The sequence below is a fragment of the Pikeienuella sp. genome, from assembly GCF_046290545.1.
Classification (GTDB): domain Bacteria; phylum Pseudomonadota; class Alphaproteobacteria; order Rhodobacterales; family Rhodobacteraceae; genus Pikeienuella.
Genome location: NZ_JBKAGV010000017.1, coordinates 38,322 through 58,211, shown reverse-complemented (window position 1 = coordinate 58,211; position 19,890 = coordinate 38,322). Strand labels below are relative to the sequence as shown.

The window sequence follows — 19,890 nt, the reverse complement described above, 5'->3', positions numbered from 1 at the left end:
CATGGGCGGGACGCTCCGCGAATTGCGGCCGACGCTTGTCTGGGCGCTGATCGGCGTGATCTTCACGCTGGCGGCGCCTTCCGTGCTCCAGCTCTTCACCATCATCAACCTGACGACGGCGATCGCCCTCGCCGTTCTCGCGCTCAGCCTCGCGCTCGTCTGGGGTTATGGCGGCATACTCTGCTTCGGGCAGGTCGCCTTCTTCGGGCTCGGGGCCTATGCCTATACGATCGGAGCGATCAATTTCGGCGGATCGACCTGGGCGATCCTCGTCGCGGTCATGGTCGCCTCCGCCTTCGCCGCGGCGCTCGGCTATTTCATCTTCTATGGCCGGGTCTCGGATGTTTATCTCGGCGTCATCACTCTGACGGTGACGTTGATCCTGTTCTCGCTGATCCGGCGGACGAGCGGGCCGGAATACAAGATCGGCAACGCTCTCCTCGGCGGGTTCAACGGCGTTTCCTCCCCGCCGCTCAATGCGCCCTGGGATGCGCGGGCGATCCTCTTCCCGGAACAGGTCTTCTATGTCGCGATGGCGGCGCTCATCATCCTCTATGTCTTCGTCGGCTGGCTGGTGACGACGCATTTCGGGCGGGTCTGCGTCGCAATACGGGAAAACGAGACGCGGGCGGAGCTGCTCGGCTATGACACGCGGCTCTACAAGCTCGGCATCTTCACAATCGGCGCGGGCATCGCTGCGATCGGCGGCGTGCTCTTCTGCAATGGGGTCGGGCGGGTGACGCCGGATGTCTTCAGCCTCTACAACGCCGCGCTGACGATCATCTGGGTGATCGTCGGGGGGCGGGGCACGCTGATCGGGCCGATCGGGGCGACGTTCGGGCTCTTCTATCTCACCGCCTCGCTCGGCGGGCAGAGCGTCTTCAACAACAACCTCGTGCTCGGGATCATCCTGATCCTCTTCGTGCTGCTCGTCCCCAAGGGCGTCGCGCCGACGATTGTCGACTGGACGCGCGGTCGTCGCCGCGCGCCGGGGCGCACGCGTCGGCGACGTGCGCGGCCGGAGGGCGGCGCATGAACCCGAAGGCGCGCCGCGGCGAAGCGGTGGTGGAGACCCGCGGCCTCTCCATGCATTTCGGCGGCGTCCGCGCCGTCGACCAGGTGGATTTCACGCTCTACGACAAGGAGCTGCGCTGCCTGATCGGGCCCAACGGGGCGGGCAAGTCGACCTTCTTCAAGTGCCTTACGGGCCAGCTCCGCCCGACGCATGGAGAGGTGACCATCCGCGGGCGGGAGACGACGGGCGCGGAGCCGCACGAGATCGCGGGCCTCGGCGTCGGCATCAAGACGCAGGTGCCGAACGTATTCGACGGGGTGACGGTGGAGGAGAATCTCTGGCTCGCCGCCCGTCGCTGGCACGGTGCGGCGCGGGCGCGGAGCCTGACGGCGGAGGTGCTCGAACGGCTGCGGCTCGGAGACATCCGCCGCAGCCTCGTCGGCCGGCTTGCCCACGGACAGCGGCAATGGGTCGAACTCGGCATGGTGGTGGCGATGGAGCCCTGGCTCGTCCTCCTCGACGAGCCCGCCGCCGGCATGACGCATGACGAGACGGCGCGGACCGCCGAGATCATCCGCGAGATCAACGAGACGGCGGCGTTGATCGTCGTCGAGCACGACATGCAGTTCATCCGCATGATCTCCCGCACCGTCACCCTGTTCCACGAGGGGCGCATCCTGATGGAGGATACGATGGACGCGATCTCCGCCGACCCACGGGCGCGGGAGATCTATCTCGGGCGGAGCGCATGAGCGCGCTGCTGGAAGTCCGGGGCCTTCGCGCCGGCTATGGCCGCGTGCCGATCCTGCACGGGATCGACCTCGACGTGGCGGAAGGGGAGATACTCGGCGTCCTCGGCCATAACGGCATGGGCAAGACGACCCTGCTCAAGACGCTGATGGGCATCGTCCCGGCGACCGGCGGGACCATGCGTTTCGACGGCGAGGACCTCGCCCGGCTCCGCCCCTCCGCCCGCGCGCAGATGGGGGTCGGCTATGTCCCTCAGGGGCGCGGGATCTTCCCGGCGCTTACGGTTCGCGACAACCTGCGCATGGGCGTCGCGGCGCAGGAGATGGACGAGGAGGAGGCGATCAGCCGCATCCTCGCGGATTTTCCGCGGCTCGAGCGGCTGCTGGAGCGGGAAGGCGGCGCGCTTTCCGGCGGCGAACAGCAGCTCCTCGCCCTTGCGCGCTGCCTGATTTCCGAGCCCGACCTGATCCTCCTGGATGAGCCGACCGAGGGGATCCAGCCCTCGATCCTCGACGAGATCGTGGACACGCTGAAGGCGCTCAACAAGCGCACGGGCGTCGCCGTCGTGCTCGTCGAGCAGAACCTCGACTTCATCACCGCGCTTTCGGACCGGGTGCTTCTGATCCAGAAGGGCGCGATCATCGGCGAGGTCTCGGGCGACGACGCCGCGGGCGCCGCGCTGATCGACGAATTCACCGGCTTTGGCGGTGGCAAGGCCGGCGCCGCGCCCGCGCCCTCCGCCGTCTCCGCGCCGGCAGCCAAGCCGGCGCAGGGCGCGCCGAAAACGGCGGCGCCCGCCCCGTCCGCGCCGATTCAGGAAAGGATCGCCTACATGACCGTCCAGCGCCCCACGCTTTCGCAGATGAAGGTCATCGTGGCGGAGCTCGGCATGAACATGTCCGATGCGCGCGTCCAGGAATTCCTCGACGTGATGCAGGGCACGCTCGACGCCTATGACGTGGTCGATTCCCTGCCGGATTACCTGCCGCCCGTCCTCTATCCGCGCACCTCGGGCTATCGCCCGACGCCGGAGGAGAACCCGATGAACGCCTGGTATGTGAAGACCGAGATCAAGGGCGCCCCGCGCGGCCCGCTTCTCGGCCGGACCGTGGCGATCAAGGACAATGTCTGCGTTGCGGGCGTTCCGATGATGAACGGCGCCTCCACGCTGAAGGGCTATACGCCCGATATCGACGCGACGGTCGTCACGCGGCTGCTGGAGGCGGGCGCGACGATCGCCGGCAAGGCGCATTGCGAGTATTTCTGCCTTTCGGGGGGGAGCCACACGAATGCGACCGGGCCGGTCCACAACCCCCACAAGCATGGCTACAGCGCCGGCGGCTCCTCCTCCGGCTCAGGCGCGCTTGTCGGCGCCGGGCTCGTGGACATGGCGATCGGAGGGGACCAGGGCGGCTCCGTGCGGATGCCGGCCTCGTTCTGCGGTTGCTACGGGATGAAGCCGACGCACGGCCTTGTTCCCTATACCGGCGCCATGCCGATCGAGACGACGATCGACCATCTTGGCCCAATGACCGGGAATGTCGCGGACAATGCGCTGATGCTCGAAGTCATCGCCGGGCCTGACGGGCTCGACCCGCGGCAATACGACGTGAAGACCGACCGCTACACCGCCGCAATCAGCCGCGGCGTCTCCGGCCTCCGGATCGGTGTCGTGAAGGAAGGCTTCGGGCGGCCGGAGAGCGAGCGCGATGTCGACGCGAAGAACCGCGCGGCGGCGGAGACGCTCCGCAGCCTCGGCGCCTCCGTCGACGAGATCTCGATCCCCTGGCACAACCATGGCTCGGCGATCTGGACGCCCATCGCCCTCGAAGGCCTGATGAACCAGATGATGGCGGGCAACGGCATGGGAACCGGCTGGGAGGGGCTCTACACCACCTCTCTGCTAGACTATCACGCGAACTGGCGCGCGCGGGCGGACGAGCTTTCCGAGTCCCTCAAGATCTCGATGATGGTAGGGCAGTATCATCTCAAGCACAATCGCGGGCATTATTATGCGAAGGCGCAGAATCTTTCGCGCCAGCTCCGCGCAGAATACGACAAGGCGCTGACCGCCTACGATCTTCTGCTGATGCCGACGACGCCGATGAAGGCGACGCCGCTGCCGCCGAAGGACGCCCCGCTCTCGCTCTACATCCAGCGCGCCTTCGAGATGCTGGCGAACACGGCGCCGTTCGACTCTTCCGGCCACCCGGCGATGGCGATACCCTGCGGCATGTCGGAGGGTCTGCCCGTCTCCATGATGCTGGTCGGGCGGCGCTTCGAGGAGGCGACGATCTATCGGGCCGCCGGCGCCTTCGAGCGGGCGGGGGACTGGCGGGGGATGTGAGGAGAGAACGATGGGCGCCGAACCGGGGGTGCGGCCGATCAGGGGCCTTTCCCATGTCAGGGGCTCCACCGAGCGGCCGCTGATCGAGGCGACGATCCCCGCCTTTCTCGCCGAGGTCGTGCGCCGGCACGGCGAGCGCCCCGCGGCCGTGTTCCGCGCTGAAGGCGTCCGCTGGACCTATCGGGAGTTCGCCGCCGAGGTGGACCGGCTCGCCGCAGGGCTGCTCTCGCTCGGCGTATACAAGGGCGAGCGGGTCGGCGTCTGGTCCCCCAACCGTTCGGAATGGCTGCTGGCCCAGTTCGCGACGGCGCGGATCGGGGCCGTGCTGGTGAACGTGAACCCGGCCTATCGGACGCATGAGCTGGAATACGCGCTCAACAAGGTCGGCGTGAAGGCGCTGCTCGTCGCGCCCGAATTCCGCGGATCGGATTACATGGCGATGATCGCGGAGCTTGCGCCCGAAATGGCTGCTTCCGCGCCCGGCGCGCTTGAAGCGGCGCGGCTCCCCGATCTTCGCGCTGTCGTGCAGTTCGGGCCGGACCCGGCGCCCGGCGCGCTCTCCTTCGCGGAGGTCATGGCGCGGGGCGGGGCCGGGGGGCTCGCGCGGCTCGACGCCATTTCCGCGTCTCTGAAGCCTGATGATGCGATCAACGTCCAGTTCACCTCGGGTACGACCGGGGCGCCGAAAGGCGCGACGCTGACCCATCGCAACATCGTCAACAATGGCGTCTCCGTCGCCCGCGCCATGCGACTTCAGCCGGGGGAGGCGCTCTGCATTCCGGTGCCGTTCTACCATTGCTTCGGCATGGTCCTCGGCAACCTCGCCGCCTGCGCCTATGGCGTGAAGATGGTCTTCCCCGGGGAGGGCTTTGAGCCGCGGGCGACGCTGGAGGCGGTGGAGGCGGAAGGCTGCAACGGGCTCCACGGCGTCCCGACCATGTTTGCCGCGATGCTCGACCATCCGGATTTCGAGCGGTTCGATCTTCGCTCGCTCCGCACGGGCATCATGGCCGGCGCCCCGTGCCCGGAGCCGCTGATGCGCAAGGTCATGGAAAAGATGCATCTTTCCGAGATCACCATCGCCTATGGCATGACGGAGACGAGCCCAGTCTCCTTCCAGTCGGCGGTGGACGACCCGGTGGCGCGCCGCGTCTCCACAGTCGGGCGCATCCAGCCGCATGTCGAATGCAAGGTCGTCGGCGAGGATGGCGGAACGCTACCGGTCGGGGAAAAGGGCGAGCTCTGGACTCGCGGCTATCTTGTGATGAAGGGCTATTGGGGCGATCCCGAGCGCACGGCCGAGAGCATAGATGACGGCTGGATGAAGACCGGCGACCTCGCGGTGATCGACGAGGAGGGCTATTGCCGGATCGACGGGAGGATCAAGGACATGCTGATCCGCGGCGGCGAGAACGTCTATCCCGTCGAGGTCGAGAACTTCCTGATGACGCATCCCGATATCCAGCAGGCGCAGGTTTTCGGCATGCCCGACGAACGCCTCGGCGAGGAGGTCGCGGCCTGGATCATCCTCCGCCCCGGCGCGAAACTGGAGGCCGAGGCGCTCCGCGCCTGGTGCAAGGGAAAGATCGCCGGCTACAAGATTCCGCGCCATGTCCGCTTCGTCGCGGAGTATCCGCTCACCGCGACCGGCAAGCCGCAGAAGTTCCGCATGCAAGAGGAGATGGCGAGGCCATGACTGCGACTCTCACCGCAATCATACGCGCGAAACCCGGGGCGGAGGACAGGGTCCGCGCCGCGCTTCTCAAGGTCGGCGACTTCGTGCGCGCCCACGAACCGGGAACGCTCGACTACTTCGTTGCGCAGGATCCTCAGGACGCGGCCCGCTTCACGACCTATGAAAGGTTCGCGGACGCGGCGGCGATGATGACGCATAACGAAGGGGAAGGCTCGAAGACGTTCTTCGCGGAGGCGGGCGGGCTGCTCGACGGCCCGGTCACCATCGTGACGGCCGAGGAAATCTTCTCGCGCTGAAGTTGCAGTTCGGCAACGATCAGAGGAATAAACAGCAGTTTTTCGCCAGATCACTGGCGTTGGCGACGATTCTGCATCAACTGCGCGCCGCGTCGGAGCGAACGCCGCCACAGACGCCCGAGAAACAACGGACCCCGCCCATGACCCGCAACCTGCGCCTCGTTTCGGCGCCGCAGCCCGTGCCGTGCGCTGAAGGATTGAACCGCTCCCTGAGCGTCGCCGCCGCGATGGAGGCGTATCGCTTCGCGGATGAACGCCTCATCGTTCTCCAGGCGCAGGCGGATGATCTTCGCCGTGTGGGAAAGGATGAAGCGTCGGAGCGGCTGGAGGCCGACGCGCACGACGCCCGGGACGCCGCCGAGCGCGATCTCTTTGCGGCGCCCGTCCGCTCGCTCGAGGATCTGGCCATGAAGATCATCGTCGCCGCGGAGACCGAATTCGAATGTGCGGAGACGAACGAGGCGCTTCTGAGGGACGCAGAGGCCATTCTTCGCGCCGCCCGTCTTGCCTGACGCACTTGCCGCTCAGTGCAGCTTGAGCCGGGGCCGCACGATCTGGTTTACATGGCCGACCGCGATCAGCGCCGTGCCGCGCAGCCAGCCGTGGATGGCGATCAGGTGGAGGCGATAGAGCGAGAGATAGGCCAGCCGCGCCAGCCGCCCCTCGATCGCCATGCGCCCGCCGACAAGATTGCCCATCAGGCTCCCGACCGTCGAATAGCGGGAGAGCGAGACGAGGGAGCCCTTGTCCCGGTAGACGAAATCGACGAGGGGCCGGCCGCTCATCGCATGGCCCAGATTGGCGAAGACGGCGCTCGCCATCTGATGCGCCGATTGGGCCCGCGGCGGGATCGGCCGCTCGGAGCCCGGCAGGATACACGAGCAGCAATCGCCGATGGCGAAGATGCGGTCGTCCTTCGTCGTCTGCAAGCTGGGGCGGACAACGATCTGGTTGAGCCGGTTGAGCTCAAGGTCCGAGAGACCGGGAACGAAATCCGCCCCCTTCACCCCCGCCGCCCAGACGATCAGGTCTGCCGGGATGTCCCCGCTCGCCTTTGTGCGCACGGCGCCCTCGGCTATTTCGGTGACCTGGGTAGATTGCAGGACGCGGACCCCGAGGGCGCGCAGTTCTTCCGTCACCGTCTCCGAAAGCTCCTCGTCGAGCGCGGGGAGAATGCGCGGGCCGGCTTCGAGCAGGGTCACCTCCAGCTTCGACTCGTCGAAGACTTCGAGGCCATAGTTCCGCAGGCCCTTGGCGGCGTTGTAGAGTTCGGCGGAAAGCTCAACGCCGGTGGCCCCGCCGCCGACAATGGCGATGCGCACGCGGCTTTCGTGGTCTCCCTGCTCGTGCCGGTAGTTCGCGCGGAGGCATACGTTCAGGAGCCGGGTGCGAAAGGAATCCGCCTGCTCCCGGTTCTCCAGAAAGAGCGCGTGCTCGCGGACGCCGGGGACGCCGAAATCGTTGGAGACGCCGCCGAAGGCGAGGACGAGCCAGTCATAGCGGATCTCGTGGCGGCCGATGATCTCCCGCCCCTCCTCGTCCAGCATAGGCGCGCAGATCACACGCCGCCTCTCCCGGTCGATCCGCTCCACGGAGCCGTTGAAGAAACGGTAGCCCCAGCGCGCCGCGTGGCCGCCATAGCCGACTTCGTCCATGTTCGCGTCGAGCGAGCCGGCGGCCACTTCGTGGAGCAGAGGCTTCCAGATATGGGTCCGGTTGCGATCGATCAGGATCACGTCGTGATTGGCGCGACCGTAGCGGGCGCCGAGCTTGCGGGCGAGCTCAAGCCCGCCCGCTCCGCCGCCGACGATCACGATCTGAACCTTCTTCTGGCCGCCCGGCATCGATGGAGCCCCCCTCAGGGTCCTGACTGAGCGTCTAGAGTTGCACGCCCTTCGTCAACGCACCGTCTATCACGAGATTCGTCCCAGTGGTGAAGCTTGAGGCGGGGGAGGCGAGGAAGACGATTCCGCGGGCGATCTCTTCCGCCGTCGCCATGCGCCCCGTCGGGTTGAGGCCGAGGGCGGTCTTGAAGAGGTCCGGGTTGCCTGTCTCGATCTGCTGCCAGATGCCGCCTGGGAAATAGGTGTTGCCCGGGGAGACAGTGTTCGCCCGGATGCCTTTCCCAGCCAGCTTGTAGGCGAGGCCCTGAGCATAATGCACCAGCGCCGCCTTGAAGGCGCCGTATGCGGGCCCCGTGAAGTCGATCTCCCGCCCCGAAACCGAGGAGACGAGCACGATCGAAGCGGCCTTCGACTTTTCGAGCCAGGGCATAGCGGCGTTCACGAGGCGGACGGAATGCATCATGTCCGTCTCGAACCCTGCTTTCCACGCCGCCTCGTCATCCGCCACGGCGAGGGCGGAGACGTTGGCGACGACGATGTCGATCCCGCCCATCGCATTCGCGGCCTCGCCGACGAAGCTTTCGAGCGCGGCCTTCTTCGAGACGTCCACCGCCTGCCCGAAGGCGGGCGTGCCGCCCTTCATCAGGGCGGAGACGGTATCTCGCACCTCGCCCTCGTTCCGCGCACAGAGCGCGACGCGCGCGCTTTCTGCGACGAAGATCTCCGCCGCCGCCCGCCCGATTCCCTTCGTGCCGCCGGTGATGACGGCGCGCAGACCTTTCAGACCCAGATCCATCTTCAGGCTCCCAGCCAGGATTTCTTCATCGACGCGCCGAGCGTGTATTTCGGGTCGACCATGTTGCCGACGCGCATCTTCCCCGCCTGCGTGCAGAGGAAATAGGCTTCGGATTCGTCGAAGCCGTAATCGTCCACCAGCCAGCGCACGAGATCGCGATAGGCCATCCGCGCGGCATCCTCCATGGGGCGGGCGGAGCCGACGGACATGATGAACTCCTCCGTCTCCAGTCGCACGCCGGGGATCGTCCAGCCCTTGATGAGGTCGATCTGCACGGTGACGGTCGCGTTGATCTCCACCGCGACGCCGCACAGCTCCCCGTCGCCCTGCCGCCCGTGGCAATCGCCGATGAAGAAATGCGCGTCCTTGCGGTTGACCGGGAAGTAGATGACGGAGCCCGGCGCGACGTCCGGCAGGTCCATGTTGCCGCCCCAGTAATCGGGCTGGAGCGAGGAGATGGCCTCGATCTCGGGGGAGACGCCCATCGTGCCGACGAAGGGCTCGTAGGGGAGCGTGATCCGGTCGGAGAACTTCACGCCCGCCGGCGTCACCTCCATCTTCTTCACCCGCTCGGGGATCGGCTTGTTGAGCATGGTGAGCCCGGTGGAGACGAGGCCGCCGAAATCGGGGATCAGCGCCGTCGTCCCCGCCGGCTGCGGCCCGCGGGGGAGCAGGGAATGGATGTAGACGGCGAGCGTATCCCCCTTCTCCGCCCCTTCCACGGCGATGGGCCCGTTCTGCGGGTTCACGAACGGCATGTTGAGAACGGCGGAAGGCATGTCCGCCTCGGACTTGATGGCGCCGCCGAAGGCGTCCAGCGTCTCCACCTCCACCACGTCGCCGGGGCGAATGTGCATCACGGGCTCGGAATAGGGGCCGTAGACGTAATGGAACGTCCCCTGCGCCTCCTCCGTCAGCACATGCCGCGCCCCCGCCGCACCCTTCGCGACGCCGCGCTTCGCCATCACCGAGTCGTTCAACCAGCTCATGGAACCCTCCCGCCTGTCCGGACAGGGAGGATGGCATGTCCGCCGCGGCGGTCAAGCGTGGCGATGAAGGCTCACCCCGTGATGAGCCCCATGCTCTCCAGCTTCAGCATCACGTCCGCCGCGCAATCGTCCGGCGTGGTGTTCACCGTCTCTACGCGGAGTTCGGGCGTCTCCGGCGCCTCGTAGGGGTCGGAGATGCCGGTGAATTCCTTGATCTTGCCTTCGCGGGCCAGCTTGTAGAGGCCCTTCCGGTCCCGCTTCTCGCATTCCTCGACGCTGGTCGCGACGTGGACTTCGAGGAAGGCGCCGTACTGCTCCACCATCTCGCGCACCGCGCGGCGCGTCGCCGTGTAGGGGGCGATGGGGGCGCAAATGGCGATTCCGCCGTTCTTCGTGATCTCGGAGGCGACATAGCCGATGCGGCGGATGTTGATGTCCCGGTGCTCCTTGGAGAAGCCGAGTTCGGAGGAGAGGTGCTTCCGCACCACGTCGCCGTCCAGCAGCGTCACCGGGCGGCCGCCGAGCTCCATCAGCTTGACCATCAGCGCGTTCGCGATGGTGGACTTGCCGGATCCCGAGAGGCCGGTGAAGAATACCGTGAAGCCCTGCTTCGCCCGCGGCGGCTTCGTGCGCCGAAGCTCCGCCACCACGTCGGGGAAGGAGAACCAGTCGGGGATCTCGATCCCCTCCTGCAGGCGGCGGCGCAGCTCCGTGCCGGAAATGTCGAGCACCGTGGAGCCCGCCGGCACCTCGTCCGCGGGCATGTATTCGGCGCGCTCCTGCACGTACGACATCTGCTTGAACGGCACCATCTCGATGCCGATCTCGCCGGCGTACTGCGTCACCAGCTCCTGCGCGTCATAGGGGCCGTAGAAGTCCTTGCCCTGGCTGTTCTTGCCCGGGCCCGCATGGTCCCGCCCGACGATGAAATGCGTGCAGCCGTGATTCTTCCGGATCAGGGCGTGCCAGAGCGCCTCGCGCGGCCCGGCCATGCGCATGGCGAGGTTGAGAAGCGACATGTGCGTTGTGGAGGCGGGATACTGGCCCAGCACCGCCTCGTAGCAGCGGACGCGCGTGAAATGGTCAATGTCGCCCGGCTTCGTCATGCCGACGACGGGATGGATCAGGAGGTTGGCCTGCGCCTCCTTCGCCGCGCGGAAGGTCAGTTCCTGATGCGCGCGGTGGAGCGGGTTGCGCGTCTGGAAGGCGACGACGCGGCGCCAGCCGAGCTTGCGGAAGAAGGCGCGCAGCTCGTTCGGCGTGTCCCGCCGGGCCTTGAAGTCGTAGTGGACAGGCGGCTGGATGCCGGTGATCGGCCCGCCGAGATAGACCTTCCCGGCCGTGTGGTGGAGATAGTTGACCGCGGGATGGGCGAGATCGTCCGCCCCATAGACCTTCTCCGCCTCGCGGGCCTTGTTCGGAAGCCACTTGTCGGTGATCGACATGATGGCGAGGATGACGCCCTCCTGATCGCGGAGCGCGATGTCCGTATCCGGCCCCACCTTCTCCGCGAAGGCCTCCGACACGTCGAGCGTGATCGGGATCGGCCACAGCGTCGCGTCGGCGAGGCGCATCGTCTCGACGACCGAATTGTAGTCGGCCTCGCCCAGGAAGCCCTTCAGCGGATTGAAGCCGCCGTTCATCAGAAGCTCGAGGTCGCAGATCTGGCGCGGCGTGAGATCCCAGGAGAGAAGTGCGCCCGCCTCGGTCTTCAGCTTCGCGGCGCTATCGCCGGAGACATAGAGTTCGGGGATCGGTGCGGTGTTCGTGGACATGAAGACGGTCCTGATATTTTCTTCGCGACGGCCGGCGCCGGGGCCGGGTTCGCGCGCCTCTTGCGCCGGCATGTATGAAAATTCAATGGCTGAAGGCGATGTTAAGGACGTCCTCGCCGCGAATTCCTCGCTTCTCCCTCTCGACGGGTCGAATTGGCCGCACTAAGCCTGTGAGGCAAACGTGTTCGATCCGGAGAAAACGTGATGAATGCGCTCCGTTCCATGATGATCCTTGGCCTCTGCGGCGCCCTCGCGACGCCCGCTTCGGCGGAAATCGGCGTGCTCGCCGCCGTGAACCGCGACATGACAGGCGCGCGGCCCGCAGAGCCGCCGCGGCCGGTCTTCATCCAGGAGCGTCTGGTCCGGAATGAAAGGATCGCGACATCGGAGCAGGGCGGCGGGCAGATTCTCTTCCTCGATCAGACCTCTCTCACGCTCTCCCCGAACTCGGACATTGTCCTCGACGAGTACGTCTATGACCCGGACGCGCAGACCGGCGCGATCGGGGTGAGCGTGGCGCGCGGCGCGCTGCGTCTCGTGGGCGGCAGGATCACCAAGACGGGCGAGGCGACGATAAGAACGCCGACTGCGACCATCGGCATCCGCGGCGGCATCGGACAGACTGTGGTGGCGCCGGACGGGACGGCGCTGCATTTCCACTTCGCCGGCATTTCCTCCACGATCACGAGCCCGCGCGGCTCCCTCACGATCACGCGGGAAGGGGGCTATGCCCGCATCGCGCTCGATGGCGCGCTCGAATATCTCGGGCTCGCCACGCCCGAGGCGCTCGCCGCGGCGCTTTCCTCCGGCGCCGGGAAGGGCGGCGGCGGCGGCGATGCGTCCGGCGCCGGCGGGGCGGTGGCCGCCGTCGCGGCGGTGGTGTCGGGGGTGGAGGGCGCGGTCACCGCCCCTGCGATCTCCACCACCGGAGAGCGCTTCGCCGCGGCGTTCGACGAGGGGCCGGACCCGGCGCTCGAGTCCCCTTCCGACGATTTCGCGACAGCCAACCTCGCGGAGGAGCTGGCGGAGCGGCCGGGCCAGGAGATGGACGTCATCGTCTTCAGCGGTCTCTACGCCGCGGACATCAACGCCGGCGGCACGCAGAACGTCACGGGTAACTTCCCGTTCTCGCTCAGCTATTCGATCGCCGGGGGGCAGGGGCTCGCGAGCGTGTCCTACCCTGCCGAGCTCGCGCCCGATCTCCAGAGTTCGGGCATCGAGGGGCAGGATTTCGTCGGCGACCTTTTCATCGTCGTGCAGGACGGGGACAGGATCGTGGAGGATCCGATCCGGACGACCGCCCTGTTCGGCTCCGTCGACAACGCCGACTTCACGATCTCGACCTCGGACCGGCTCAACGGCTCCTTCGCGATCAACTACCAGGGAACGCCGATCTTCACGGGCATAAGGTCGGCTTCCGGCCAGATCGTCGATATCGGCGGCATCCGCATCGCGATCGAGGATTTCGACCTCGCCATCGACAATCTCCGGGATTCGCTCGCGCTGATTTCGGCAAACAACTGACGGTCATCCGAGGGGGATATGCCGTGAAGAAGATCATTCTCTCCGCCGTTCTTGCGTTCGGCGCGATCTCCGCGCCGGTCGCCGCACAGGAAGAAGCCGATGCGGCGGCGCTCCGGGCGGAGCAGGCGCAGCTCTTCTCCGAGATGTTCGCGGCTCCGGCCGATCTCGACCTGATGTTCCGATACGCGCTCGTCTCGATCCGCTTGCAGGACTATGAGGCCGCGATCAGCACGCTGGAGCGGATTCTCATCTATGATCCGGCCCTGCCTCAGGTGCGGACCGAGCTTGGCGCCTCCTATTTCCGGATCGGCTCCTATCCTGTCGCGCGGCAGTACTTCTCCGAGGTCGCCGCCGATCCGGCCTCGCCGGCCGACCTGAAAGCGCGCGTCGCGCTCTACCTCGAAGAGATCGAGCGGCGGATGCGCACGGATTACTTCACCGGCAAGGTCACCGTGAATGCGCTCTTCACCACGAACGCGAACAACGGACCCGGCTCCCGCACCATCGAGTTCCTCGGCGTGCCGGCGCAGCTGACCGACCCTAACGCGACCGCGCAGACGGATGGCGGCGTCGCCGTCACCGGCCAGGTCACCTGGGTGCAGGATCTCGGCGGCCCGCTCGGCGAGGAATGGCGTTCGGATGCGGCGGTGTACGGCGTGCGCTTCGGGGAGGTGGACAGCGGCAACACCGCCGTCCTCGTTCTCCGTACAGGGCCCAGCCTCGCCTTCGATGACGAGCGGAACGGGATCAAGGGCCGCCCCTATATCGAGTTCGACCATGTCCGCTATGGCGACGACGCGCTCCACACGACGTTCGGCTTCGGCCTGGAGATGACAGCCCCTCTTGGGGCGGCGACGGTGGCCTTCTCCGACCTCAGGGTCGGCTGGCGCGACAACCACGAGCGCGCGGCCGGGATCGACAAGGACGGCGCGAACATCCGCGCCCGCGCAGGCGTCTCCCACGTGCATGACGAGCAGTTGAGCCTTGTCGGCTTCGGTCTCCTGGAATTCGATGGCGCGCGGACGGATTCCGAGAAGAACCTGTCGCTCGGTCTCGGCGGCGTAGCCACGGTCCGCTACGAGAGCGGAATGGACGTTGCGGCGCGGCCCTGGGCGTTCGACCTCGGCGCGCGGGCCGTCTGGCGCCAGTTCGACGCGCCGGGGATCTTCGACCCTGCGACGGACCGGGAAGACGTGGATCTTCGCTTCTCGATCGGCCACACGGCCTATCTGGAGCAGGGCTTCGCGGCCGTGGCGCGGGCCGAATACTACCTGCGCGAGTCGAACATCCGAACCTTCGACCTCGACAGTTTCACCGTCACTGCCGGGGTCGAATACCGCTTCTGAAGCGGCGGGCCTGGCTTCCTCGCTCCCGGCGGAAGACTGCCCAGGCGGCGGTCTTGCCCCCGGCGCAGAGGCGGATCATGCTGTAGCTCCACGCCGGCGCTCTGCTGTGCTCAAGACCACGAACTCCGAGGAAATCGCCAATGCAGCTCTTTCACGCCGGCCCTTCGCCCTATGTCCGCAAGGTCATGGCGGTGCTCGAAATCGCGGGCAAGACGGGCGATGTCGCCCTGATCGACGGCGCCACGGCGCCGAGCGCGCCGAATCCGGCCGTCGTCGCCGCCAACCCGATCGGCAAGATCCCCTGCCTCGTGCGCGATGATGGCCCGGCCCTCTATGACAGCCGCGTCATCACCCGCTATCTCGACGCCCTGTATGGAACGGGTCTCTACCCTTCGGGCGAGGCGATCTGGACGACGCTGACGCTCGAGGCGCATGCGGACGGAATGCTCGATGCGGCGCTGCTCTGCGTCTATGAGGTCCGGATGCGGGAGGAGGGGCTGCGCTCGGCGGAGTGGGTGGCGGGCCAGCGGGCGAAGATCGGGCGCGGGCTCGACGCGCTGGAGGCGCGCTGGCTCGCGCATCTCGCCGGACCGCTCGACATGGGAACGGTCGCGGTCGGCTGCGCGCTCGGCTATCTCGATTTCCGGCTGGAAATGGGCGGCTGGGGAGACTGGCGGGAAGGGCGGCCCGGTCTCGCCGCCTGGGGGGCGAAGTTCGCCGAACAGCCGTGGATGCGCGCGACGAATCCGTGAACGAAATGAACGGCGCGCAAGCCCCCCTGCGCGCCGTTCCCGATCGCCCGAGAGGCCCCTGTCAGGCGATCAGCTGGTCGCCGAGGCCGCCGACATAGGCGGTCACGGCAAGGTCGTCGTCCAGGATCGAGGCTGCGCCGTCCCCCGACGATGCCTCCATCTGCGCGATGAGCGGGGAGCCTGCCCCCGCGGCGTCGAGAAGCAGCGCGTCGAGCGTTGCGTCGAAGCCGCGAAGCTCCGCGAGTTCCGCCGCGAGCGCAGGGTTCCCGCCCGCCGTCCAGTTGAGGCCCGTTCCATCCGTCAACAGGAAGACGAGGTTGACGGTCGACGCCGCGTCGTTCGCCGTGGTCTCGGCGAAGAAGTCGTTCGCCCCGTCGATGGCCGTGTTGTAGAAGGCGAAGCCGCTCCCGCCCGTCCCAAGGAAGGAAGAGGAAAGATCGGCGCCCGCGGCGAAGATCTGGTCCCCATCCGTATCCGTTAACCGCTCGACCGGAGCGTTGGGCGTTCCGAAGCCGAGCTCCGAGTCGAAGGTCGCGATGCCGATCTCGACATCGCCGAGGCCGAGCGCGCCAAGCTGGGAGACGAGCTTCTGCGTGATGAGCAGCGAGGCGTCGAACTCGGAGTTGAAGACGCCGTCGCCATTCAGGTCGAGCACTCGCTGCTGCCCGTTCTCGTCGGCGCCGATGATCGCGGCGCCGGCGCCGGAAGAGCCAACGAGCGATGCGGAGGCGTCGAGCAGGAAGATGATGTTGTAGCTCACCGTCGGCGCCGCCGGGCCTTCTCCGTTGATCGTGATCGTCAGCGTCGCGTCGTCTTCCCCGCCATTTCCGTCCGCCGCCGTGTAGGCGAGGGTCAGGCTGTCGGTGTCGCCCTCGTTCAGGTCGTCGAACGCGCCTGCCGTGGCGAAGGAGACCGCGCCGTCCGCCGCAATCGTCACGTCCACGATGCGGCCCCCCGCCGTTGTCGCGGTGACGATCGCGGAGCCGCCTTCGAGTGCGACGCCCTCCACGGCGGAGACGCTGAGCGAGTCGCCATTCGGGTCGACGTCATTGTCGAGAAGGTTCAGCGCGAACGCGCCGACGCCGCCGATCTCATCGGCTTCGCCGATGGTGATCGAATCGTCTTCGGCGACTGGCGGCTCGTTAAGCCCTTCGATCACGACAGTGATCGTCGCCGTCGCCAGCGCCCCCTCGTTGTCTGCTGCGGTGTAGCCAAGCGTGAAGCTGTCCGAGGCGCCGAGCGGCAGATCGTCGAAAAGACCGGCGGTATCGAAGCGGAGATCGCCATTCGCTTCGAGGATGACGGATACATCGACGCCGTTCGCCGTCCGCACGGTCACGGGCGCGCCGACAGCTCCACCCTCGACAGCGGAGACGACAAGCGGGCCATTTTCAGGGTCGGTGTCGTTCGCGAGAACGTTGAGCGCGGCGGCGGCATCGGGCGCGATGGCGCCGTCCTCGTCGATCGTGATCGCGTCATCGACGGCGACCGGGGGCGCGTTCGGATCGTCGACGCCTTCGACAATGATCGTGACGGTCGCGGTATCCTCCGCGATGACCGTCTCGACGCCCGGAAGCGTGTAGACGAGATTGTCGATCGCGCCGGAGCCCGCCAGTTTCACTTCCATCCGCGCCACGCCCGACACGTTGAAATGGGAAACGCCCTGGCCGTTGTCGGCGGTCACCGGCCCGTTGATCGTGGCGATCAGCGACCCGCCCTCGTCGAAGAAGCGCATGACGGGGACCGGCTCCTCGGTGTCGAGGAAGGTCAGCGAGGTGACCTGCGCGGGGCGGTCGAAGGTGAAGATGAAGGTTCCGCCGCCTGCGTTGTCGTCCGGATTGGTGGTGCTGCCGTTCTCCGAGATGATCAGGGCCTTGCCGAGATTCGAGGTCGCAAGGTCCCAGTCACCCCCGGTCGGGTTCGCCGTGTCGAAGATCATGACCGGCTTGGACGGGTTCGCGCTCGTTACCGTCAGCCCGGCCGAAGTGAACTGGTTGGTGACGATGGTTCCGCGCGCCAGATGGTTGAAGTCGAGGCACTGATAGACCGGCGGCGCCGTCTCGATCTCCGCGATCGTGTAGGTGAGCGAGACGGTGGCGGACTCGCCGGCGTTCAGGGCGTCGAAATCGCCGCCGGCGTCGAAGTCCAGCTCTCCGTTCGCGTCGAGCCGGACCCTGCCGCCGCCTGCGAGGTCGATCCATTGGCCGACGGCGGCGCTCTGGCCGTCCACCATCAGGACGGGGCCGGCCGGCCCGAAATCGTCGATGTCGTTGGCGAGGACGTTCAGATCCGTTTCGCCGGCCCCTTCGGTCTCCAGAACCGTCAGGGTGTCGTCCACCGCATCAAGGATGAGGACGCGTGCGATACCTGCGTCGATATTGCAGAGATGTGCGCCGGCTGCGAGGTGGAAGAGGTCGGTGAGGCCCGCCGCGTCAGCATCGGAGTCGATCCCCGGCCCGCCGATATCCTTCCTGACGAACTCGAAGCCTTCGGGAGAAAAGAACTTCACGCGATAATCGCCGGCGCGGACGCCGTCGAACCGGTAGCCTCCGTCAGGGTCCGTCGTTGTGGTCGCCACCACCGCGCCCGCAGCGTCGATCAGCCGGACCTCGGCGTTCGCGACGCCCGCTTCCCAGGCTCCGGTCGCCGCGTTCCATTCCGTGTCGTCGCCGTCTGCGTCGAGGAAGAAACGGCCCTGGATCGAGCCGAGGTCCATCTTCACGCCTGCGTCGATATTCGTCTTCTTTTCGCCCGCGGCGACGTGGAAGAGATCCGTGACTCCGTTCGCATTCGCATCGGAATCCGCGCTCCAGGAGCCGACATCCTTCCGCACGAACTCGTATCCCTCGGGGGAGAAGAACTTGACCCGGTAGTCGCCCGGCGGGACGTTGAGGAAGGCGTAGCCTCCATCGGCGCTCGTCGTCGTCGTCGCGACGACCGCGCCCGACGCGTCCAGGAGCTTGACCACCGCGCCCGAAACGCCGGGCTCCCAGCCGCCTGTATCCGCGTTCCATTCCGTGGCGTCATGGTCCTCGTCGAAGAAGAACCGGCCATGAACCGCGCCCGGGGGCGACGGAGGCGGCGGCGCGTCGCCGCCGTCCATATCGCAGTAATTCAGCCAGTCGCCACAGACATTGCACGCTCCATGTACCGTCAGGACGGCCCCTGCGGGCGGCACGGAATAGCAGCCGCCGGTGTAGAAGGTGAAATAGTCGTTCAGGCCGCCGCTGACGCCTTCCTGCTCGATCTCGATCAGCACGTACCAGTTGCCATGCTGGTCGGAGACCCAGTGGTAGCTTTCGGCGTAGATCTGCCGCCCGTTTCCGAGCTCTGCGCCGTTCCCGTCCCTGATGGAGGCCGTCTGTCCCGACGTGTCGTTGGCGTTCTCGTTGCGCAGGTTGTCGCCTGAGAGAGCCTTGTCGTCATCCCCGACGACGAACAGCGTCGTCGCCTCCGCCGGCATTGTGAAGACGTCTCCCCGTCCGAGCGCTCCGTCGCCGGCGCGAAGAAGATCATCGGCTGTGAAGGCCGTGAATTTGTACGTGCGGGTGGCGGTCATCAGGCGAACTCCCCAGGAACCGGCGTGTGACAAGCCGAGTGCGCTGACAAGGCGCGAGCGTTGGCGCGCGCCTGTCTCGGAAACGAGGCGGCGGCCTCACCCGGATCGAATTCGCCGCTCCTGTTCGCCCGCCGACGAGGGGGGATGAGCGTGAACGCTGTGAAGGATGCGGATCTGGGGCGTAGCACAGACGGCGGCGCCCCCGCACCGCCGTCTGGCCCCGGCAAATCGTCTCCGCCCGGTCGGCCGGGATTCTCCCCCGAGAACCCCGGCTCCAGCGCGCACTTCGCCCCAAACACGACGCCAAGCGTCAGAAGGCGCAGCTGCGACCTGCAGAAACGCGACACACTCAACATCACCCCTCCACACACAGCGGGTTCGAGATCGTCGACATTCTCGGATGCGACCTCGCTCCCATCCCCTGAACCGACATTTGCGCATTTTTGTCGACGGGCAAAGCGAAAACCGATGGTTCAGCTCCTGCATCATGAAAGATTCATGAGTGGAGAGCCATTTTCCGCCGTCTGAGCATGAGTGGAGACATTCCTGCATGAATGGAGACAACCATAGCGGGTATACGGGATCTCATAGCCATCGAAGGGGCGAAAACACTTCCCTGGAATGACTCCCATCCATTCGCAGCGCGACAAGATTCGCGAAGAATCATACCATCCATGCAGAGACTGCGCTTCAGGCAGCACCATTCACGCCCGATGATTCGGCCAGGAGTGAGACGCCGACGCACCTGTGAGGAAGTGACGGATGGAGCTGTCCCGACGAAAGCGCTGACTTCCATACGAGAAGAGGGGCCGCGCGTTGACGCACATCACACAGGGTGCGCCCGCCGCGCATTCCGGGCTGGCCGCTACAATCAAATCGGAATCAGGGAAGGGGCAGGCACGCCGTCTGCTCCGCACGCGAAGGGACCTATGTCTCGCGTCACCGCCCCCGGACGTAGCCTGCGCCTGAGCGGAGATGAACCAGAGCGATGGCAATCCGCCGTCCCGGGCGCGCAAACCGCACCGGGATCCACGACCAGATCGGCATCAGGCCGGGGGTAGGCGCGCCGTCTGCTGCGCAAGAAAAGGGGGAAATGTCTTGGCTCGCGGTCCCCGATCCGGCCGGCGGGAGGACGATCAAGGGCGATAGGGATCCGGTGCGCTGGCGGCGAATCCCGGCAACGGCGCGATGAGCTGCCAGA

Annotated in this window: 14 protein-coding genes; 9 read left to right on the top strand and 5 right to left on the bottom strand. The window is 66.8% G+C overall.

Annotated features, from left to right (window positions below):
• The first annotated feature begins 1 nt into the window (after position 1).
• From ACE37J_RS16810 to ACE37J_RS16785, 6 genes are read left to right on the top strand one after another with little or no spacing between them, the layout of a single operon-like run.
• Entirely contained in the window at positions 2-1,036 is a 1,035-nt protein-coding gene (locus tag ACE37J_RS16810; RefSeq protein ID WP_409713042.1) for an ABC transporter permease subunit, read from the top strand.
• Positions 1,033-1,767 carry an ATP-binding cassette domain-containing protein gene (locus ACE37J_RS16805; RefSeq protein ID WP_409713040.1) on the top strand — a complete coding sequence of 245 codons (735 nt, stop codon included), beginning with the start codon at positions 1,033-1,035 and terminating at the stop codon, positions 1,765-1,767. Before ACE37J_RS16810 ends, ACE37J_RS16805 begins: the two co-directional genes overlap by 4 nt.
• A complete protein-coding gene (locus tag ACE37J_RS16800; protein ID WP_409713037.1) occupies positions 1,764-4,112 on the top strand; it encodes an amidase in 2,349 nt (782 codons plus the stop codon). The genes ACE37J_RS16805 and ACE37J_RS16800 overlap by 4 nt, the downstream gene beginning before the upstream one ends.
• Positions 4,113-4,122: 10 nt before the next feature.
• Positions 4,123-5,808, top strand: a complete 1,686-nt coding sequence (locus ACE37J_RS16795) for an AMP-binding protein (RefSeq protein WP_409713034.1) — start codon at positions 4,123-4,125, stop codon at positions 5,806-5,808.
• On the top strand, positions 5,805-6,104 hold the full coding sequence (locus tag ACE37J_RS16790; RefSeq protein WP_409713031.1) for a putative quinol monooxygenase: 300 nt from the start codon (positions 5,805-5,807) through the stop codon (positions 6,102-6,104). The genes ACE37J_RS16795 and ACE37J_RS16790 overlap by 4 nt, the downstream gene beginning before the upstream one ends.
• 2 nt (positions 6,105-6,106) lie before the next feature.
• A complete protein-coding gene (locus ACE37J_RS16785; RefSeq protein WP_409713028.1) occupies positions 6,107-6,616 on the top strand; it encodes a hypothetical protein in 510 nt (169 codons plus the stop codon).
• Between the two features lie 12 nt (positions 6,617-6,628).
• Here the strand turns inward: ACE37J_RS16785 and ACE37J_RS16780 are convergent, their stop codons facing one another.
• From ACE37J_RS16780 to ACE37J_RS16765, 4 genes are all read right to left on the bottom strand, one after another.
• Complete coding sequence (locus tag ACE37J_RS16780) at positions 6,629-7,948, bottom strand: NAD(P)/FAD-dependent oxidoreductase (protein WP_409713025.1); 1,320 nt, start codon at positions 7,946-7,948, stop codon at positions 6,629-6,631.
• A gap of 34 nt (positions 7,949-7,982) precedes the next feature.
• A complete protein-coding gene (locus ACE37J_RS16775; RefSeq protein ID WP_409713022.1) occupies positions 7,983-8,744 on the bottom strand; it encodes an SDR family NAD(P)-dependent oxidoreductase in 762 nt (253 codons plus the stop codon).
• 2 nt (positions 8,745-8,746) lie between these two features.
• Positions 8,747-9,733: an acetamidase/formamidase family protein gene (locus ACE37J_RS16770; protein ID WP_409713019.1), complete on the bottom strand. Its 987-nt coding sequence runs from the start codon at positions 9,731-9,733 to the stop codon at positions 8,747-8,749.
• Between the two features lie 71 nt (positions 9,734-9,804).
• Positions 9,805-11,508, bottom strand: a complete 1,704-nt coding sequence (locus ACE37J_RS16765) for a bifunctional sulfate adenylyltransferase/adenylylsulfate kinase (protein WP_409713016.1) — start codon at positions 11,506-11,508, stop codon at positions 9,805-9,807.
• A gap of 204 nt (positions 11,509-11,712) precedes the next feature.
• Between ACE37J_RS16765 and ACE37J_RS16760 the strand changes: the two genes are divergently transcribed.
• The 3 genes from ACE37J_RS16760 to ACE37J_RS16750 all read left to right on the top strand — a co-directional run bounded on the left by ACE37J_RS16760 (position 11,713) and on the right by ACE37J_RS16750 (position 15,130).
• Positions 11,713-13,032: a FecR domain-containing protein gene (locus ACE37J_RS16760; protein WP_409713013.1), complete on the top strand. Its 1,320-nt coding sequence runs from the start codon at positions 11,713-11,715 to the stop codon at positions 13,030-13,032.
• A 23-nt stretch (positions 13,033-13,055) separates the two neighbouring features.
• A complete protein-coding gene (locus ACE37J_RS16755; RefSeq protein WP_409713010.1) occupies positions 13,056-14,378 on the top strand; it encodes a tetratricopeptide repeat protein in 1,323 nt (440 codons plus the stop codon).
• Between the two features lie 140 nt (positions 14,379-14,518).
• Positions 14,519-15,130 (top strand): glutathione S-transferase, encoded by a 612-nt coding sequence (locus tag ACE37J_RS16750; protein ID WP_409713008.1) that lies wholly within the window; start codon positions 14,519-14,521, stop codon positions 15,128-15,130.
• Between the two features lie 61 nt (positions 15,131-15,191).
• Here ACE37J_RS16750 and ACE37J_RS16745 read toward each other — a convergent pair whose 3' ends face one another.
• Positions 15,192-18,689: an SdrD B-like domain-containing protein gene (locus ACE37J_RS16745; protein WP_409713005.1), complete on the bottom strand. Its 3,498-nt coding sequence runs from the start codon at positions 18,687-18,689 to the stop codon at positions 15,192-15,194.
• Positions 18,690-19,890: the final 1,201 nt, after the last annotated feature.